Origin of the sequence: uncultured Bradyrhizobium sp. (genome assembly GCF_947648125.1) — a bacterium.
Taxonomy (GTDB): Bacteria; Pseudomonadota; Alphaproteobacteria; order Rhizobiales; family Xanthobacteraceae; genus Bradyrhizobium.
The window spans coordinates 81,418-100,686 of record NZ_CANSMR010000018.1 but is presented as its reverse complement, the minus strand read 5'-3'; the positions used below and the strand labels follow the sequence as shown (position 1 = coordinate 100,686).

Below are 19,269 nucleotides of genomic sequence, written 5' to 3'. Positions count from 1 at the left end.
TCACGCCGCCCCAATTGGTTTTGACGCGTTTTCTTCACGCGAACCGGTGCCCACTTCGCTCGAAAACGCGATGCGGTTGGCTTGCATCATCTGCAGGCTGCGCACGCGCCGGCGCAGGATCTCGTTGCGCATCGCCGCCAGATGCAAGGTGATGAAGAGCAGCGAAAACGCGATCGCCATCACCAGCAGTGGCCACAGGAACGCCTTGTCGAGCGTCGATCCGCCCATGCGGAGCACGGAGGCCGGCTGGTGCAGTGTGTTCCACCAGTCGACCGAGAACTTGATGATCGGGATGTTGATCGCGCCGACGAGGGTCAGGACCGCCGCCGCCCGTGCCGCGCGTGAAGGGTCCTCGACCGCGCGCCACAACGCCATCAGGCCGAGATACATCAGGAACAGGATCAGCACCGAGGTCAGCCGCGCGTCCCACTCCCAATAGGTGCCCCACATCGGCCGGCCCCACAGCGAGCCGGTGACCAGCGCAAGGAAGGTGAAGGCGGCGCCGATCGGGGCGGCGGCCTTCGCAGCGACGTCGGCGAGCGGATGCCGCCACACCAGCGTTCCGAGCGCGGCCACGCTCATGACGCCCCAGACGAACATCGACAGCCACGCATTCGGCACGTGGATGAACATGATCTTGACCGTGGCGCCCTGCTGGTAGTCGTCGGGCGCCATCGCCGACTGGTAGAGCCCGATCGCGAGCAGGACCGCGGTCACGCCCGCGAGCCACGGCAGGATGCGCGCGGTCAGCGCCAGAAACTTGGTCGGATTGGCGAGGTCGGTCAGCGTCTCAGTCAGCTTCATGGCACCCTGATAATCGTCCGCTGTGAGCGAGGCAATTGGTCGAATTCCCCTCGGCGAGATTTGATCGGGTCCATCTCAGTCCAGCCCGTGCCGCAGGCTCGCGGCGGCGGCAAACGGGCCGATCACGAGGCTGGCAAGCGACAGCGCGCAAAGGATCGAGAACGGTGTTCCAAAGGGCAGGGGTCCCGATATCGCCGCCTGCGAGGCCGCAACGCCGAAGATCAGCACCGGGATCGACAGCGGCAGCACCAGCACCGCCAGCAGCAGCCCGCCGCGATGCAGCGTCACCGCCAATGCCGCGCCGATCATGCCGGTAAAGGTTAATGCCGGTGTTCCCGCCAGCAAGGTCGCCGCAACCGCAAGCGTCGCCGTGCCGTCGAGATTGAGCAGCAGGCCGAGTACCGGGGTCGCGATGATCAGCGGCAGGCCGGCGGCGAGCCAATGTGCCAGCGCTTTGGCCGCGCAGGCCAGTTCCAGCGGCGTCCGGCTCATCACGATGAGGTCGAGCGAGCCGTCCTCGTGGTCAGCCGTGAACAGCCGGTCGAGGGTGAGCAGGCTCGCCAGCAGCGCACCCAGCCAGAGGATGGCGGGGCCGAGCCGCGACAGCAGCGCCAGATCCGGCCCGACCGCGAACGGCATCAGCACCGTGACGGTGAGGAAGAACAGCACCCCGATCAGCGCCCCGCCGCCAACGCGCAGCGCGATGCGGATGTCGCGGCGGATCAAGGCGGCCAGCGCGCTCATGCCGCGCCTCTGCTGTAGTTGCCGTGTGAGTCGCTGTCTTGCCACGCAAACGGTGCGCTCCCTCCCCCCTTGTGGGGGAGGGTTGGGGAGGGGGGTGGCCCCGGGCGAGATGTTCGAGGGGGATGTCGCTTTTGCAATCTCGGTCTTATGTCGTGGAGAGATTGTTGGAGAGCGCACGCCGTGTGGCACCCCCCTCCCTGACCCTCCCCCACAAGGGGGGAGGGAACGGAGAGAGCTGCGCACGGCGGCGAGTGATAGAACAGCGCGCTCATGCCGCGCCTCCCATCCGCAAATCGCGCGCGTCGATGCCGAGCGGCAGATGGGTCGCAGCGACGATCAGGCCGCCGCTTGCGAGATGGTCGCGCATCAGCCCGACGAACAGCGCCTGTCCGGCCGCATCGAGCGCCGATGTCGGCTCGTCCAGCAGCCACACCGGCCGCCGCACCGAGAGCAGGCGCGCGATCGAGAGGCGGCGGCGCTGGCCGGCGGACAGGTAGGCGGCCGGCAGATGCGCGGCGTGGTCGAGCGCCACGGCGGCAAGGCAGCGGCCGGCATGCTCCGTCTCGCCGCCGAGGAATTCCCGCCAGAAGGAAAGATTTTCCGCGACACTCAGCGCCGGCTTCAGAGCGTCGCGATGGCCAAGATAGTGGGCCTGTTCGGGCAGGCTGAGCTCGGCGTCGCCGCCATCGAGCGTGATCGAGCCCTCGGCGGGAACCAGGAGCCCGGCGAGGACGCGCAGCAGCGAGGTCTTGCCCGCGCCGTTCGGGCCGGTGACGGCAAGCGCCTCACCAGCCGTGGCCGACAGATCGAGGCCAGAAAACACCTCGCGTCCGCCGCGCACGCATTTCAGATTTCGTCCCGAGAGCCGCATGGTTCGTCTTGTCACAGCCCTCTGAAATCTTTCGCTACCGCGTGAGAATTTTTGGGTCGCGCAACGTTGTCGCACGCTTGTCGGTGTGGCAGTGCTTCTAGAAAGGTTCTATAAGCCCGGAACTTGATGCAGCACACACAACCGGCGGCCGCAAGCCACCCAGGCCATCCCCTCGGCCAGTGTCGATCGCCGGTGTTTAGTTACCCTTGCCGGGTATAACTGAGAATTGGGATCCTCCGCATGACCTCACTCGACAGCTTCAAATGCCGCAAGACCATGAAGGTCGGCGCCAAGTCCTACGTCTATTACAGCCTGCCCCAGGCAGAGAAGAACGGACTGAAGGGTATTTCGAAGCTGCCGTATTCGATGAAGGTTCTGCTCGAGAACCTGCTGCGCAACGAGGACGGCCGCACCGTCAAGAAGGAAGACATCGTTGCGGTGTCGAAGTGGCTCAGGAAGCGCCAGCTCGAGCACGAAATCGCGTTCCGCCCGGCGCGCGTCCTGATGCAGGATTTCACCGGCGTTCCGGCCGTGGTCGATCTCGCGGCGATGCGCAACGCGATGCAGAACCTCGGCGGCGATGCCGAGAAGATCAACCCGCTGGTGCCGGTCGATCTCGTCATCGACCACTCGGTGATCGTCAACTTCTTCGGTGACAACAAGGCATTCGCGAAGAACGTCACCGAGGAGTACAAGCAGAACCAGGAGCGCTACGAGTTCCTGAAGTGGGGCCAGAAGGCGTTCTCGAACTTCTCGGTGGTGCCGCCCGGCACCGGCATCTGCCACCAGGTCAATCTCGAGTATCTCGCCCAGACGGTCTGGACCAAGAAGGAGAAGATGACGGTCGGCAAGAAGACCGGCACCTTCGAGGTCGCCTATCCCGACTCGCTCGTCGGCACCGACTCGCACACCACCATGGTCAACGGCCTCGCCGTGCTCGGCTGGGGCGTCGGCGGCATCGAGGCGGAAGCCTGCATGCTCGGCCAGCCGCTGTCGATGCTGCTGCCGGAGGTGGTCGGCTTCAAGCTCAAGGGCCAGCTCAAGGAAGGCGTCACCGCGACCGACCTCGTGCTGACAGTCACCCAGATGCTGCGCAAGCTCGGCGTGGTCGGCAAGTTCGTCGAGTTCTTCGGCCCGGGCCTCGATTTCCTGTCGGTCGCTGACAAGGCGACCATCGGCAACATGGCGCCCGAATACGGCGCGACCTGCGGCTTCTTCCCGGTCGATGCCGCGACCATCGATTACCTCAAGACCTCGGGCCGCAAGGCCGATCGCGTCAAGCTGGTGCAGGCCTATGCCAAGGCGCAGGGCCTGTTCCGCACCGCCAAGTCGACTGACCCGGTGTTCACCACCACGCTGACGCTCGATCTCGCCGACGTTGTGCCGTCGATGGCCGGACCGAAGCGGCCCGAAGGCCGCATCGCGCTGCCGGCGGTGTCGACCGGTTTCGCCACCGCGCTGGTCAACGAATACAAGAAGCCCGACGGTGAAGCGAAGCGCTTCGCGGTCGAGGGCCGCAATTTCGATCTCGGCCATGGCGACGTCGTGATCGCCGCGATCACCTCCTGCACCAACACCTCGAACCCGAGCGTGCTGATCGGTGCCGGCCTCCTGGCGCGCAAGGCGGCCGCCAAGGGCCTGAAGGCCAAGCCGTGGGTGAAGACCTCGCTCGCGCCGGGCAGCCAGGTGGTGGCGGAATATCTCGCCAATTCCGGCCTGCAGGCCGATCTCGACAAGGTCGGCTTCAACCTGGTCGGCTTCGGCTGCACCACCTGCATCGGCAACTCCGGCCCGCTGCCGGAAGATATCTCGAAGTCGATCAACGAAAACGGCATCGTCGCCGCCGCTGTGCTCTCGGGCAACCGCAACTTCGAAGGCCGCGTCTCGCCCGACGTGCAGGCGAACTACCTCGCCTCGCCGCCGCTGGTGGTCGCGCATGCGCTCGCCGGCACCGTGACCAAGGATCTCGCGGTCGAGCCGATCGGCATCGGCAAGGACGGCAAGCCGGTGTTCCTGAAGGACATCTGGCCGACCGCCAAGGAGATCAACACCTTCATGAAGAAGTACGTCACCGCGACGATCTTCAAGAAGAAGTACGCCGACGTGTTCAAGGGCGACACCAACTGGCGCAAGATCAAGACCACGGAAAGCGAGACCTATCGCTGGAACATGAGCTCGACCTATGTGCAGAACCCGCCCTACTTCGAAGGCATGAAGAAGCAGCCGGACCCCGTCGTCGACGTGGTCGACGCGCGGATCCTCGCGATGTTCGGCGACAAGATCACCACCGACCACATCTCGCCGGCCGGTTCGATCAAGCTGACCTCGCCCGCGGGCAAGTTCCTCAGCGAGCACCAGGTGCGCCCCGCCGACTTCAACCAGTACGGCACGCGGCGCGGCAACCATGAAGTCATGATGCGCGGCACCTTCGCCAACATCCGCATCAAGAACTTCATGCTGAAGGGCGCCGACGGCAATATTCCGGAAGGCGGTCTGACCAAGCACTGGCCCGACGGCGCGCAGATGTCGATCTACGACGCGGCGATGAAGTACCAGCAGGAGAACGTGCCGCTGGTGGTGTTCGCCGGCGCCGAATACGGTAACGGCTCGTCGCGCGACTGGGCCGCGAAGGGCACCCGCCTGCTCGGCGTGCGCGCGGTGATCTGCCAGAGCTTCGAGCGCATCCATCGCTCCAACCTGGTCGGCATGGGTGTGCTTCCGCTCACCTTCCAGGACGGCACCTCGTGGTCCTCGCTCGGCCTCAAGGGCGATGAGAAGGTCACGATCCGCGGATTGCAGGGCGATTTGAAGCCGCGCCAGACGCTGACGGCCGAGATCGTCTCCGCCGACGGCGGCAAGCGGGATGTCCCGCTGCTCTGCCGCATCGATACGCTGGACGAGCTCGACTACTACCGCAACGGCGGCATCCTGCATTACGTGCTGCGCAAGCTCGCGGCCTAGGCCCTTTGTTTGAGCATGGTCTGCCCGGAAAACCGCTTCACACTTTTCCGGACCATGCTCTTGCGCGGATTTGTGATCGGTGCCTCACTGCTTAGTGAGTAGCGGCTAAAATGAAGGCGGCCTATGACAAGGCCGCTTTCTCGCGTTTTGGGGCACGCAAGTTCAGGGACAGACTTCATGCTCCGTACAATTACGGATAGAAATCATCACGACTGGTTCGCAGTATGACAGCGATGATGGCCTATAATTCTATCTCGCGATGGTCCAGCGCCCTTGGTTTCTGCGCGATCGTCGCAATCATCCGCCCCGCTCACGCCGACCCGCGTGCTGTCGTCGAACTCTTCACCTCGCAGGGATGCTCGTCCTGTCCGCCCGCGGACAAGATCATCGGTGACCTCGCGAAGGACCCCAACGTCATCGCGCTGAGCATGCCGATCGACTATTGGGACTATCTCGGCTGGAAGGACACGCTGGCCGATTCCCGTTTCAGCGCGCGCCAGAAAGCCTATTCGCACATGCGCGGCGATCGCGACGTCTACACGCCGCAGGCGGTCATCAACGGCTCCGCCCATGTGATCGGCAGCGACCGCGCCAGCATCGAGAGCGCGATCAGGGACACCGAGAAGGGCGGCAGCGTGATGTCGGTGCCGGTGACGATGACGCTGACCGGCAAGCAGATCAACGTGTCGGTGGCCGCATCGAAATCGCCTGCGGTGTCGCGCGGCGAAGTCTGGATCTGCTCGATCTCGAAATCGGTGCCGATCTCGATCGCGCGCGGCGAGAACCGCGGCCGCGAGATCACCTACCACAACGTGGTGCGCAATCTCCTGAAGGTCGGTGACTGGAACGGCTCGTCCGGGAGCTGGACCGTGCCGCTGGAGAACATCGCGCGCGATGGTGTCGATGCCGCGGCCGTTTACGTCCAGGACGGCAATCGCGACAAGCCGGGCCCGATGCTGGGCGCCGCCTTCACCTCGCTTCACTAGCTTGCGTCAGTTGCGTCGTTAGGCCGCGCGGATGTTGCCGCGCAGTCTCGGCATGGTTGCAAACGTGCATCCAGAAATGCGCTGAAACGAGAGCGATGAGCGCGCGGCGCTCGTGTGTGATTGAGCAGGGCCCCAAAAACAAAAAGGACCAACTTTCGTTGGCCCAGTGTTGGGATTTAACTCCCCTGCGAACAGGCCCGATCCCGACGGCCCCGGGGGGCTGGGGGCTGAGGAATCCGGAACCGAAAGGACCGGGCCAACGCAGGATTATCTTTTCGCAGGGCAGCGGGGCGGGCGATGGGCGGAAGTGGGGCAGCAATATGATTCCTCTAACGTTCCCGTGACTCTTCGGTTTTCCGGACAATCCGTCGCGCCTGACCGTGGTTAAGGGCTGGTTGCATTGCGAATGGCCCCTTGCAGGCTCCGTCGCTTAGCGCAATCATGTCACTCTCGTGACGATCCCGAAGTGGGGGCACCGGCCTTCGGAACCCGATCGTCACCGGGATGACAGGAGGCGCTCGATGAGTTTGATCTCGGAGGACACTGATCCGAGTGGGAATCGTGCCGCGGCGCGTCCCGCCGCCGCGACCCCTCAGCCCAACCGCGTGACATTCAATCGACTTGAGCTCAACCGCATTCTCAATCTCTACGGCCGCATGGTCGCCGATGGCGAGTGGCGCGATTATGCGATCGACTTCCTGAAGGACCGTGCCGTGTTCTCGGTGTTCCGGCGCGCATCCGAAGTGCCGATCTACCGGATCGAGAAAGATCCCCGGCTTGCGCGCAAGCAGGGCATGTACAGCGTGATCTCGGCGACCGGCCTGATCCTGCGCCGCGGCCACGACCTCGAACGGGTGCTGTTCGTGATCGATCGCAAGCTGTCGCTGGTGTAGGCGGGCAGATTCAGACAGTAGCCCGGATGGAGCCAACGGGTCGCGCGAACGCGCGCCGATGACAGGCTCCGCGCAATCCGGGACAAGTTCATCCGCGGTTTCGGCGGCCCCGGATTACGCTGCGCTCCATCCGGGCTACGGACTGTCGCTCAATCCGCCGGCACTGTCGCCGCGCCCTCGCCGAGCGCGCGCTGCATCAGCACGGTATCGAGCCAGCGGCCGAATTTCAGGCCGACATTCGGGAGCGTTCCGATCATCTGAAAGCCGCAACGGCGGTGCAGCCCGATCGAGCCTGCATTGGCCGAGTCCCCGATCACCGCGATCATCTGCCGGAAGCCGCGTCCGTCGCATTCGGCGATCAGGCGCTCCATCAGCCTGAGGCCGATGCCGCGGCGATGGACCGCGGGGTCCAGATAGACCGAGTTATCGACCGTGAAGCGATAGGCCGGCCGCGGCCGGTAGGGGCCGGCATAGGCATAGCCGGCGACGCGGCCGTCCAGCACCGCGACGAAATGGGGAAAGCCGCCATCGATCAGCGCCCGGTAGCGGCGGGTCATCTCGACAAGGTTGGGCGGGATCAGCTCGAAGGTCGCGGTGCCGAAGCGCACCGCGTGCTCATAGATCGCGGTGATGGAGGGCAAGTCCGCCTCGGCGGTAGGCCTGATTTCCGAACTGGATTCCGCGGGATTGGACATGGGCGCGACAGTATTTTTGCCCCGCGCGAAAGAAAAGCCCCGGCCGCAAGGCCGGGGCTTGGATTGCAAGGCTTGGATCGATCAGCTCGCTCGAGGCGCTCAGTCGCGCTGGCCGAGCAGCTGCAGCAGCAGCGTGAACAGGTTGATGAAGTTCAGGTAGAGCGACAGCGCACCAGTGATTGCCGCACGCTCTGCCATCACACCGCCCTGGGAGGCGTAGCCATAGATGTAGTCGTTCTTCAGCCGCTGGGTGTCCCAGGCGGTGAGGCCCGCAAACACCAGCACGCCGACCACCGAGACGATGAACTGCAGCGCCGAGCTCGCCAGGAACAGGTTGACCAGGCTCGCGATGATGATGCCGATCAGGCCCATGAACAGGAACGAACCCATGCCGCTCATGTCACGCTTGGTCGTGTAGCCGTAGAGGCTCAGCGCACCGAACGTCGCCGCGGTGATGAAGAACACGCGCACGATCGAGGTGTGCGTGTACACCAGGAAGATCGACGACAGCGACAGGCCCATCAGCGCCGAGAACACCCAGAACAGCAGCTGGGCGGTCGCAGGCTGCAGGCGGTTGATGCCGGCCGAGATGACGAACACCATCGCCAGAGGAGCGAGGATGAACAGCCACTTCAGCGGGCTCACGAACATCGCGTAGCCGAACTGCGTCAGATAGGCGTTGCCAAACTTGGCGACGGCGGCGGACTGATCAGTGGTCACCGCGCCCATGTAGACGCCGAGCGCGGCAAGGCCGGTGATGGCTAGGCCGATGCTCATGTAGTTGTAGATGCGCAGCATGTAGGCGCGCAGACCGGCGTCGACGGCCGCAGCGTCAATGCGCCCGGCGGCCCGGCCGAAAGGAGAAGCGTAGTTGCGGTCTAGGTCCGACATGGTCGAATTCCCGTGGTTGGTCCCGGTGGAGCGCAAGGGATTTGCGGCGCCGGTTCTAAATCTATCTCAGATGGCTCGGTTTGCGGAACATTAATTGCGTGTCATTCAAACCGACTATCCGACCCGAGTGGTATGTGGGAAATTAACACATCCGACGCAAGCTTCCACGCGCGGCCGAATGTCGCTCTAGCCTAGCATTTGTAGGCAAAACGGCGCTGCCGCCGCTACAAATTGTCACAAATTCCTCAGCACCGAGGCCGGCTTCTGGTTCAGCGCGAGCAGCGTTCCCGCCAGCCCCAATCCGACGGTGACGACAAGCGCGGCGACGACGACCAGCGCGGCGCTGCCGGCCTGCCAGATGAAACTCAGCGTCATCAGCCGCGTCACGATCAACCAGGCCGCGACCGAGCCGGCGATCACCCCGAATATTGCGGTTGCAAAGCCGATCATCAGATACTCCAGCGCGTAGGCGCCGAGCAGTCGCACCCGGGTGGCGCCGAGCGTCTTGAGGATCACGGCGTCATAGACGCGGTGGCGGTGCCCGGCGGCGAGCGCGCCGCCCAGCACCAGGATCGCCGAGATCAGCGTCACGGCGCTGGCGCCGCGGATCGCCAGCACCAGATTGCTGACGACGGTGCCGACCGTCTCCAGCGCCTCGCGGACCCGGACGCTGGTCACCATCGGGAATGCGTCGGCGACCTGCTTGATGATGCGCGCATCATCGGTGGTGCCGGCATGGGGTTCCGTCAGGGTCGCGACGTGGCTGTGCGGCGCGCCCTTGAACGCATTCGGCGAGAATACCAGCACGAAATTGATGCCGAGGCCCTGCCAGTCGATGTTGCGCAGGTTGGCGATCTTCGCCGGCACATCGCGGCCGAGCACGTTGACCACGATCTCGTCGCTGATCTTCAAGGAAAGGCCGTCGGCGATCTTCTTCTCCATCGAGACCAGCGGAGGTCCGCTGTAGTCCGGTCCCCACCATTCGCCCTCGACGATCTTCGAGCCCTTGGGAATTTCGCCGGTGTAGGTCAGGCCGCGGTCGCTCTGCAGCACCCACTCCGAATCGACCGACGGCTTGAGCTGGTCGGCCTTGACGCCGCGCGCGGCGACGATGCGCCCGCGCAGCATCGGCACGTCCTCGACGGTCGAGCCGGCAGCGATCTGCGCCAGGAAGGCGGCAAAGCGGTCGGCTTCGGTGGAGGGAATGTCGATGAAGAAGAACGACGGGGCCCGTTCCGGCAATGCGGCCAGGAATTGCCGGCGCAGATTGCCGTCGATCTGCGTGATGGTGACGAGCACCGCGAGGCCAAGGCCCAGCGACAGCACGACCGACGGCGTCAGCGCGCCCGGCCGGTGGATGTTGGCGATTGCCAGCCGCAGCATGGTCATGCGGCTGCGCGGCAGCCGGCGCGCCACCGCCATCAGGATCTCCGCGATTCCGCGCAGCAGGAGGAACACCGCGATCGACGAGGCAACGAATACGGCGGCGACTCGCTTGTCATAGGCGAGCCCGACCGCGACCCCGATCAGGAGCGCGACCACCACCGCCATCAGCGCGAGATAGCTCCAGCGCGGGCGATGCCACTCGCTGGCGACGGTCTCGCGGAACAGCGCGGCGACCGGCACGTCGTGGACCCGGCCGAGCGGCCACAGCCCGAACGCCAGCGCGGTCAGCTGGCCGTAGAGGAAGGAGAGCGCGAGCTCGTCGGGATGCAGGGCCGGCACCACCGGCAGCGGCAGCACCTTGCCGAACAGGCCGACGATGACGAAAGGCAGCGCGGCGCCGAGCACGAGCCCGATCACCGAACCGATCCCGGCCAGCACCACCACCTGCGTGCAGTAGATCGTGAAGACGTCGCGGCCGGTGGCGCCGAGCGCCTTGAACGAGGCGATGACGTCGCGGCGGCGGTCGATGTGGCTCTTCACCGCGTTGGCAACGCCGACGCCGCCGACCAGCAGCGCGGCGAGGCCGACCAGGGTCAGGAACTGGGTGAAGCGGTTGATGGTGCGTTCAAGTTGCGGCGAGGCGTTGTTGCGGCTGCGGACTTCCCAGCCGGCCTCCGGCGCAGCAGCCCGCGCGCCGTCGATCAGCGCGGTGGTGGCGCGATCGTCGTTGGCGCCGTCGGGCAGCTTCACCCGGTAGATCCAGCGCACCAGGCTGCCCGGCTGCAACAGGTCGGTGGCGCGCAGGCTGGCTTCGCTGATCAGGAAGCGCGGGCCGAGGCCGACGCCGCCGGCAAGCTTGTCGGGCTCGGCCGCCACCACGCTGCGGATCTGGTAGGTCGCGCTGCCGATGGTGACGCGGTCGCCGAGCTTCAGGTCGAGCCGCGCGAGCAGCGTTGAATCGGCGGCTGCGCCATAGACGCCGTCGCGTTCGGCGAGCAGGTCGGCGACCGGCATGTTCGGCTCGAGCGTCAGCTCGCCGAGCATCGGATATCTGCCGTCGACCGCCTTGAGCTCGACCAGCGCCAGCTTGCCGTCGCCGCTGCGGGCCATTGCGCGCAGCGTGGCTGCAACCGAAACCTCGCCGCGGGTGCGCAGGTACGCGACCTCGTCGGGCTTGGCCTCGCGCGAGATCAGCGAGAATGCGACGTCGCCGCCGAGCAGCGTGCGGCCCTCGCGCGACAGGCCGTCGCCGAGGCTCGCGGCGACCGAGCCGACGCCGGCAATCGCCATTACGCCGAGCGCGATGCAGGCGATGAACACGTAGAACCCGCGCAGGCCGCCGCGCAGTTCGCGCAGCGCGTAACGGAAAGCAAGCGACGACGCGCGGCCTTGCACCGCGACTTCGGACGCAATGCTCATGTCGTGGATTGCCCGTCGATGCGGCCGGAGCGCAGCCGCACCACACGATCGCAGCGCTGCGCGAGCGCGAGATCATGCGTCACCAGCACCAGCGTCATGCCGCGTTCGGCGTGCTTGGTGAAGAGCAGATCGACGATCTGCTTTCCCGTCGTCTCGTCGAGATTTCCGGTCGGTTCGTCGGCAACCAGGATCGCGGGATCGGGTGCGAGCGCACGCGCGATCGCGACGCGCTGCTGCTCGCCGCCGGAAAGCTGCGTCGGATAGTGATGCAGCCGTTCGCCGAGCCCGACCGATTGCAGCTCCTGCGCAGCTCGCGCGGCGGCATCGGGATTGCCGGCGAGCTCGAGCGGCACGGCGACGTTCTCCAGCGCCGTCATGGTCGGGATCAGATGGAACGACTGGAACACGATGCCGACCTGACGGCCGCGGAAGCGCGCCAGCGCATCTTCATCGAGGGCATTGAACGACGTGCCGTCGACGACCACTTCTCCACTGTCAGGACGTTCAAGCCCCGCCATCACCATCAGCAAGGTCGACTTGCCCGAGCCCGACGGGCCGATCAGGCCGATGGCCTCACCCGCTGCCACACGAAGGCTGATATCTTTGAGGATATGAACCCGTGCCGCGCCGGTGCCGAGCGAGAGATTGACGTTCCTGACGGCAATGGTGTCCGGCTCAACGTCGGTCAATGAAGAGGATTCGATGAGACTGTCCATGGCTCGGTCATATGGCACTTCCGCAGCTGCGGTCGAGGGCCGGTTGAGAATCTTCGTGCACATACTCGTGTTGCTTATGGGCTTGATGACGGCGGCAAGTGCGCAGTCGCCAGCACCGGAGAATGCCCCGGCGCAAGGTTCGGCGAAACCGATCAAAATGGTGGTTCTGGGCGATTCCCTGAGTGCCGGTTACGGCCTTCCGGCCGCGGCGGCATTTCCGGTCCGGCTGCAAAAAGCCTTGGAAGCCAAGGGGATAAAGGTCGAGATGACCAATGCCGGGGTGTCCGGCGATACCGCCTCAGGGGGCCGCGAGCGGCTCGACTGGTCGGTGGCTGACGGAACCGCCGCCGTGATCGTCGAGCTCGGCGCCAACGATGCGCTGCGCGGCATCGATCCCGCGGTGACGCGTGCCGCACTCTCCGACATCATCACAAAGTTGCAGGCGCGCAAGATCGCCGTGCTCTTGTGCGGCATGCTCGCGCCACCGAACTATGGCAGCGAGTATGCAGCGAAGTTCAACGCGATCTATCCGGATCTCTCGAAGTCCCTTGGCGTGCCGCTCTATCCGTTCTTCCTCGATGGCGTGGCTGCCGATGCCAAGCTCAATCAAGCCGACGGCATGCATCCGACGGCGGAAGGTGTGGACATCGTCGTCAAGCACATGCTGCCCACAGTGGAGGCATTTCTCGGTGCATTATCAGGGCAACGCAGTTGATACGCAGGCAGCGAGCCGTGTTGTGCCCGTAGGTTTACGAGCTGTTAACGGGTCATGCTTCGCAGAGTCACATATCTCGGGTACAAATAGGCATCGGTGATTCGTCGCCGGGCTGTTACACGGTGCGGGCTCCCAAAACCCGCGCCAAGCATCGAGGATTAATGCGATGCCGCGTCTGTTCACTGGACTGGAAATTCCGGCCGAGATCGGCCAGACACTTTCCAATTTGCGTGGCGGCCTTCCAGGCGCACGCTGGATCGATCCCGAAAATTATCACGTCACTCTGCGCTTCATCGGCGACATCGATGGCCTCTGGGCCAACGAGATCGCGACGATGCTGTTTCGGGTGAACCGAAAACCGTTCGAGGTCAAATTGCAGGGCCTGTCGAGCTTCGGTGGACGCAAGCCGCGCGCGGTGGTTGCCGCCGTCGAGCCCAGTCGGCCGCTGATCGAACTGCAAGCCGAGCTCGAGCGGATGATGCAGCGGATGGGGCTCAATCCCGAGGGCAGGAAATTCACGCCCCATGTCACGCTCGCGCGTCTGCATGACGCCTCGAGCCAGGACGTCGCGGATTATCTGTCGGTGCGCGGCTACTTCCCGAGCCGCAGCTTCATGGCGGACCGCTTCGTGCTGTTCTCGTCGCGCGCGTCGACTGGCGGCGGCCCCTACGTGGTCGAGGATGCCTACGCGCTCTGCGCGTGAGGTTTCTTAGGATCCCGGCTTGAGGTGTCAGGCAGCGGCCGGTGTGGTCGGCCGTGGTATGCACGGGCTTGCGCCTGCATAGCTACTTGCATACCCACTGGCACAATTCACGGCTTGCAATTTTCCGCGCACTAGGGCCGTAAGGTGGGCCCATGCTGTCCGCCTCGCCGAGTTCCTTTCTCGAACACTACAACGCCCTGGTCGCCTCCGGCGCGATCGAGGCCGATCCTGCGCAAGCCCGCGCCGCCGATGCGTTCGGCGCGCTGGACGAGCGGCTCACGAGCTACAAGCCGCAGCGCAAGCAGAGCCTGCTCGGACGGCTGTTCGGCGGCGACAAGGATGACAAGCCGCCGCGCGGCCTCTACGTCCATGGCGAGGTCGGCCGCGGCAAGACCATGCTGATGGACCTGTTCTTCCAGCAGAGCCCGGTCGAGCACAAGCGCCGCGCGCATTTCCACGAGTTCATGGCCGAGGCGCATGAGCGCATCTACGGCTACCGCCAGCAGATCGCACGCGGCGAGATCGCCGACGGCGACGTGATCGCGCTCACCGCGCAGGCGATCTTCGACGAAGCGTGGTTGCTCTGCTTCGACGAATTCCATGTCACCGACATCGCGGATGCGATGATCCTCGGGCGGCTGTTCGCAAAGCTGTTCGATCTCGGCACCGTGGTGGTCGCGACCTCGAACGTCGCGCCTGACGATCTCTACAAGGGCGGCCTCAATCGCGCGCTGTTCCTGCCGTTCATCGCGCAGATCTCCGACCACATGGATGTGCTGCGGCTCGATGCACGCACCGACTTCCGGCTCGAGAAGCTCGTCGGCGTGAAGATGTGGCTGGTGCCCGCGGATGACGCGGCTCGCGATGTGCTCAATGCGGCGTGGCGCAAGATGACGGGCAACGCGCCGTGCAAGGCGCGCCTTATCGAGATCAAGAAGCGTTTGCTGACTGTGCCGTGCTCGTCGCATGGCGTCGCGCGCTTCAGCTTCGCCGATCTCTGCGAGAAGCCGCTTGCCGCGTCCGATTACCTCAGGCTGGCGCACGACTACCACACGATCCTGATCGACCATATTCCGGTGATGGATTACGCCGAGCGCAACGCCGCCAAGCGCTTCATCTCGCTGATCGACACGCTCTATGACAATGCGGTGAAGCTGATGGCCTCGGCCGAGGCCGATCCGGTGTCGCTGTACCTTGCGACCGACGGCATCGAGGCGATGGAGTTCAAGCGCACGGCCTCGCGCCTGATCGAGATGAGCTCGGAATCCTATTTGGCGCTGCCGCACGGCCGGAAGGACTCCTCGGCCAGCGGCGCGTCGACCGGCCTGGTCGAGACCTGAAATTCAGCCTCGAAATTCGGTCTCGAAATTCGGTCTTGCGCGCGGTCCGGTTCGGAGCAACTTTTCGTGTCTCCGGGTGGATGTTGCTGGCATGCCTGACCGAATTGCAGGCACGGCCCGCAATCGGGCAGACCGCGACTTGAATGGATCATTCGAAAGGGATAACCACCCTTGCAACCGACTTCCCTCCCTCCTGCACCAGTTCAAAGGACTGATTTCCCATGGCACGCGACAAGATTGCTCTGATTGGCTCCGGACAGATCGGCGGAACGCTGGCGCACCTCGTTGGCCTCAAGGAACTCGGAGACGTCGTGCTGTTCGATATCGCCGAGGGCGTGCCGCAGGGTAAAGCGCTCGACATCGCGCAGTCGTCGCCGGTCGACGGCTTCGACTCCAATCTGGTCGGCGCCAACTCCTATGAAGCGCTCGACGGCGCCAAGGTCTGCATCGTCACCGCCGGCGTGCCGCGCAAGCCCGGCATGAGCCGCGACGATCTGCTGTCGATCAACCTCAAGGTCATGGAGCAGGTCGGCGCCGGCATCAAGAAGTACGCGCCCGACGCCTTCGTCATCTGCATCACCAACCCGCTGGACGCGATGGTCTGGGCGCTGCAGAAGGCCTCGGGCCTGCCGCACAAGAAGGTGGTCGGCATGGCCGGCGTGCTCGACTCCGCGCGCTTCCGCTATTTCCTGGCCGACGAATTCAACGTCTCCGTCGAAGACGTCACCGCCTTCGTGCTCGGCGGCCACGGCGACACCATGGTGCCGCTGACCCGTTACTCGACCGTCGCCGGCATTCCGCTGCCCGACCTCGTCAAGATGGGCTGGACCTCGCAGACCCGCATCGACGAGATCGTCGACCGCACCCGCAACGGCGGCGCCGAGATCGTCAACCTGCTCAAGACCGGCTCGGCCTTCTACGCGCCGGCGGCGTCGGCGATCCAGATGGCCGAGAGCTATCTGAGGGACAAGAAGCGCGTGCTGCCCTGCGCCGCCTATCTCAACGGCGAGTACGGCGTGAAGGACATGTATGTCGGCGTGCCGACCGTGATCGGCTCCAAGGGTGTCGAGCGCATCGTCGAGATCGAGCTCGCCGGCAAGGACCGTGAAGCCTTCGACAAGTCGGTCGGCGCGGTGCAGGGCCTGGTCGACGCCTGCAAGAAGATCGCGCCCGATCTGCTCGGCAAGTAATCTCAATCGGCAATGGCCCGATAGGCGATTTCAATCGCCTGTCGGGCGCAAGATGATGAAATTCCGGCGGATTTTGTAGTTGCGCGAGCTTTGGTATATGGTATGCCAGTCTCAAGGCTGACGTAAAAGGTCGCCGCACGAGGGTTTGGGAGCGTCTTTCCATGAATATCCACGAATACCAGGCCAAGGCACTGCTGCATGAATTCGGCGTGCCGATCTCGCGCGGCGTGCCGGTGCTGAAGCCGGAAGATGCCGATGCGGCGGCCAAGCAGCTCCCGGGCCCGATCTGGGTGGTGAAGAGCCAGATTCATGCTGGCGGTCGCGGCAAGGGCAAGTTCAAGGAAGCATCCGCCGGCGACAAGGGCGGTGTCCGCATCGCCAAGTCGGTTGCCGAAGTCGACGAGTTCGCCAAGCAGATGCTCGGCGCGACGCTGGTGACGGTGCAGACCGGCCCGCACGGCAAGCAGGTCAACCGCCTCTACATCGAGGAAGGCTCCGACATCGACAAGGAGTTCTACCTCTCGATCCTGGTCAATCGCGAGACCTCCGAGATTTCCTTCGTGGTGTCGACCGAAGGCGGCGTCAACATCGAGGACGTCGCGCATTCGACCCCGGAAAAGATCGTCTCGTTCTCGGTCGATCCCGCCACCGGCATCATGCCGCACCACGGCCGCACGGTTGCCGAGGCGCTGAAGCTGAAGGGCGATCTCGCCAAGCAGGCCGAGAAGCTGACCGGTCAGCTCTATGCCGCGTTCGCCGCCAAGGACATGGCGATGCTCGAGATCAATCCGCTCGTCGTCACCAAGCAGGGCCAGCTTCGCGTGCTCGACGCCAAGGTGTCGTTCGACAGCAATGCGCTCTACCGTCACCCGGACGTGGTCGCGCTGCGCGACGAGTCCGAGGAGGACGCCAAGGAGATCGAGGCGTCGAAATACGACCTCAACTATGTCGCGCTCGACGGCACGATCGGCTGCATGGTCAACGGCGCCGGCCTCGCCATGGCGACGATGGACATCATCAAGCTGTACGGCATGGAGCCGGCGAACTTCCTCGACGTCGGCGGCGGCGCCAGCGTGGAGAAGGTCGCGGCTGCGTTCAAGATCATCACCGCCGATCCGAACGTGAAGGGCATCCTGGTCAACATCTTCGGCGGCATCATGAAGTGCGACGTGATCGCCGAGGGCGTGGTCGCCGCGGTGAAGCAGGTCGGCCTCAAGGTGCCGTTGGTGGTGCGCCTCGAAGGCACCAATGTCGAGCAGGGCAAGAAGATCATCCGCGACAGCGGCCTCAACGTCGTGCCGGCCGACAATCTCGATGACGCCGCACAGAAGATCGTGAAAGCCGTCAAGGGAGGCTAACGATGGCCGATCATCTCGACGCTCCGACCCCGCTGGACGAACACCGCAAGCTCGCGGTTTTCGCGGGCGAGTGGAACGGCGAAGAGGTGGTCTATCCTTCGCGCTGGACCGCGGGCGGTCCGGCGACCTCGCATGTCGTCGCGCGCATCGCACTGAACGGTTTCTACCTGATCCAGGACAGCGTGCAGACCCGCGAGGGCAAGGAGAGCTTCGCCACCCACGGCGTCTTCACCTACGACCGCGACGATCGGGCCTACAAATTGTTCTGGCACGATTCGCTCGGCTACTACCCGCCGTCGCCGGCCTCCGGCGGCTGGGCCGGCAAGTCGCTGATCCTGGTGCGCGGCTCGCTGCGCGGCAATGCCCGTCACGTCTACGAGGTCGTCGACGACAACACCTACAACATGAAGATCCAATTCTCGCCTGACGCGGAAGGGTGGGCCGACGTGCTCACCGGCGTGTACCGGCGTATCCACTAACCCTTCACCGATCGTCTCGCGAAAGCATCTCGAACCATGTCCATTCTGATCGACAAGAACACCAAGGTCATCTGCCAGGGCTTCACCGGCAAGAACGGCACGTTCCATTCGGAAGCGGCGATCGCTTACGGGACCAAGATGGTCGGCGGCGTGGCGCCGGGCAAAGGCGGCTCAACCCATCTCAACCTGCCGGTGTTCGACACCGTCGCGGACGCGCGCGCGAAGACCGGCGCCGACGCCAGCGTGGTCTATGTCCCGCCGCCGGGCGCGGCGGACGCGATCTGCGAGGCGATCGATGCCGAGATCCCGCTGATCGTCTGCATCACCGAGGGCATTCCGGTGCTCGACATGGTGCGCGTCAAGCGCTCGCTGTCGGGTTCGAAGTCGCGTCTGATCGGGCCGAATTGCCCCGGCGTGATGACTGCCGGCGAGTGCAAGATCGGCATCATGCCGGCCAACATCTTCAAGCCCGGCTCGGTCGGCATCGTCTCCCGCTCCGGCACCCTGACCTATGAAGCGGTGTTCCAGACCACCCAGGAGGGCCTCGGCCAGACCACCGCGGTCGGCATCGGCGGCGATCCGGTCAAGGGCACCGAGTTCATCGACGTGCTGGAGATGTTCCTGGCCGACGAGAAGACCAAATCGATCGTCATGATCGGCGAAATCGGCGGCTCCGCCGAGGAAGACGCCGCCCAGTTCCTCAAGGACGAGGCCAAGCGCGGCCGCAAGAAGCCGATGGTCGGCTTCATCGCCGGTGTTACCGCACCTCCCGGCCGCCGCATGGGTCATGCCGGCGCGATCATCTCCGGCGGCAAGGGCGATGCCGGTTCCAAGACCGCGGCGATGGAAGCCGCCGGCATCAGGGTGTCGCCGTCGCCGGCGCGCCTCGGGCACACGCTCGCCGAGATGTTGAAGTAACCGCCGTCAGGTTCCCTACGAGGTTTGGCGTTGTTTTGGGCGGGTTCTCCTTGGGGAACCCGCCTTTTTATTGCGTTTTGCCACCAGAACGCCGATCAATAAAATATGAAAATAAGTTCATTTCTTGGTTCTTTTAGGCAGGAATATCTGTCCTAGATAGGGTAAAGGGTATCAATCCAGCCGGCGCACTTCCAGACCGG

Annotated in this window: 17 protein-coding genes; 10 read left to right on the top strand and 7 right to left on the bottom strand. The window is 64.6% G+C overall.

Annotation, left to right across the window (positions count from 1 at the left end):
* From Q0030_RS27440 to ccmA, 3 genes are all read right to left on the bottom strand, one after another.
* A complete protein-coding gene (locus tag Q0030_RS27440; protein ID WP_298374141.1) occupies positions 1–804 on the bottom strand; it encodes a heme ABC transporter permease in 804 nt (267 codons plus the stop codon).
* 75 nt (positions 805–879) lie between these two features.
* Entirely contained in the window at positions 880–1,548 is a 669-nt protein-coding gene (ccmB, locus tag Q0030_RS27435; RefSeq protein ID WP_163150816.1) for a heme exporter protein CcmB, read from the bottom strand.
* Between the two features lie 268 nt (positions 1,549–1,816).
* Positions 1,817–2,419 (bottom strand): heme ABC exporter ATP-binding protein CcmA, encoded by a 603-nt coding sequence (gene ccmA, locus Q0030_RS27430; RefSeq protein WP_298374136.1) that lies wholly within the window; start codon positions 2,417–2,419, stop codon positions 1,817–1,819.
* A 240-nt stretch (positions 2,420–2,659) separates the two neighbouring features.
* On the opposite strand from ccmA, the gene acnA reads away from it, so the two are divergent.
* From acnA to Q0030_RS27415, 3 genes are all read left to right on the top strand, one after another.
* Positions 2,660–5,380, top strand: coding sequence for an aconitate hydratase AcnA (gene acnA / locus Q0030_RS27425; RefSeq protein WP_298374133.1), 2,721 nt, complete (start codon positions 2,660–2,662; stop codon positions 5,378–5,380).
* Between the two features lie 224 nt (positions 5,381–5,604).
* Positions 5,605–6,366 carry a DUF1223 domain-containing protein gene (locus tag Q0030_RS27420; protein ID WP_298374130.1) on the top strand — a complete coding sequence of 254 codons (762 nt, stop codon included), beginning with the start codon at positions 5,605–5,607 and terminating at the stop codon, positions 6,364–6,366.
* 521 nt (positions 6,367–6,887) lie between these two features.
* Complete coding sequence (locus Q0030_RS27415) at positions 6,888–7,259, top strand: DUF2794 domain-containing protein (RefSeq protein WP_298374127.1); 372 nt, start codon at positions 6,888–6,890, stop codon at positions 7,257–7,259.
* 149 nt (positions 7,260–7,408) lie between these two features.
* On the opposite strand, the gene Q0030_RS27410 is transcribed toward Q0030_RS27415, so the two are convergent.
* From Q0030_RS27410 to Q0030_RS27395, 4 genes are all read right to left on the bottom strand, one after another.
* Positions 7,409–7,954 (bottom strand): GNAT family N-acetyltransferase, encoded by a 546-nt coding sequence (locus Q0030_RS27410; RefSeq protein ID WP_298374125.1) that lies wholly within the window; start codon positions 7,952–7,954, stop codon positions 7,409–7,411.
* Positions 7,955–8,053: 99 nt separating this feature from the next.
* Entirely contained in the window at positions 8,054–8,845 is a 792-nt protein-coding gene (locus Q0030_RS27405) for a Bax inhibitor-1/YccA family protein (protein WP_021078796.1), read from the bottom strand.
* A gap of 234 nt (positions 8,846–9,079) precedes the next feature.
* A complete protein-coding gene (locus Q0030_RS27400) occupies positions 9,080–11,650 on the bottom strand; it encodes an ABC transporter permease (protein ID WP_298374119.1) in 2,571 nt (856 codons plus the stop codon).
* Positions 11,647–12,366, bottom strand: a complete 720-nt coding sequence (locus Q0030_RS27395) for an ABC transporter ATP-binding protein (protein ID WP_074125617.1) — start codon at positions 12,364–12,366, stop codon at positions 11,647–11,649. Before Q0030_RS27395 ends, Q0030_RS27400 begins: the two co-directional genes overlap by 4 nt.
* An 85-nt stretch (positions 12,367–12,451) precedes the next feature.
* Between Q0030_RS27395 and Q0030_RS27390 the strand changes: the two genes are divergently transcribed.
* From Q0030_RS27390 to sucD, 7 genes are all read left to right on the top strand, one after another.
* A complete protein-coding gene (locus Q0030_RS27390; RefSeq protein ID WP_298374296.1) occupies positions 12,452–13,081 on the top strand; it encodes an arylesterase in 630 nt (209 codons plus the stop codon).
* 166 nt (positions 13,082–13,247) lie between these two features.
* Entirely contained in the window at positions 13,248–13,784 is a 537-nt protein-coding gene (gene thpR, locus Q0030_RS27385) for an RNA 2',3'-cyclic phosphodiesterase (protein WP_223977720.1), read from the top strand.
* Positions 13,785–13,936: 152 nt separating this feature from the next.
* The gene (zapE, locus tag Q0030_RS27380; RefSeq protein ID WP_298374111.1) at positions 13,937–15,124 is read left to right on the top strand and encodes a cell division protein ZapE; all 1,188 of its coding nucleotides are present in this window, start codon (positions 13,937–13,939) and stop codon (positions 15,122–15,124) included.
* A 221-nt stretch (positions 15,125–15,345) separates the two neighbouring features.
* Positions 15,346–16,314, top strand: a complete 969-nt coding sequence (mdh, locus tag Q0030_RS27375) for a malate dehydrogenase (RefSeq protein WP_207833986.1) — start codon at positions 15,346–15,348, stop codon at positions 16,312–16,314.
* A gap of 161 nt (positions 16,315–16,475) precedes the next feature.
* Complete coding sequence (gene sucC / locus Q0030_RS27370) at positions 16,476–17,672, top strand: ADP-forming succinate--CoA ligase subunit beta (RefSeq protein ID WP_173639635.1); 1,197 nt, start codon at positions 16,476–16,478, stop codon at positions 17,670–17,672.
* Positions 17,673–17,674: 2 nt separating this feature from the next.
* Positions 17,675–18,151, top strand: a complete 477-nt coding sequence (locus Q0030_RS27365) for a DUF1579 family protein (protein ID WP_298374103.1) — start codon at positions 17,675–17,677, stop codon at positions 18,149–18,151.
* A gap of 36 nt (positions 18,152–18,187) precedes the next feature.
* Entirely contained in the window at positions 18,188–19,069 is an 882-nt protein-coding gene (gene sucD / locus Q0030_RS27360; RefSeq protein WP_212318915.1) for a succinate--CoA ligase subunit alpha, read from the top strand.
* Positions 19,070–19,269 lie beyond the last annotated feature (200 nt).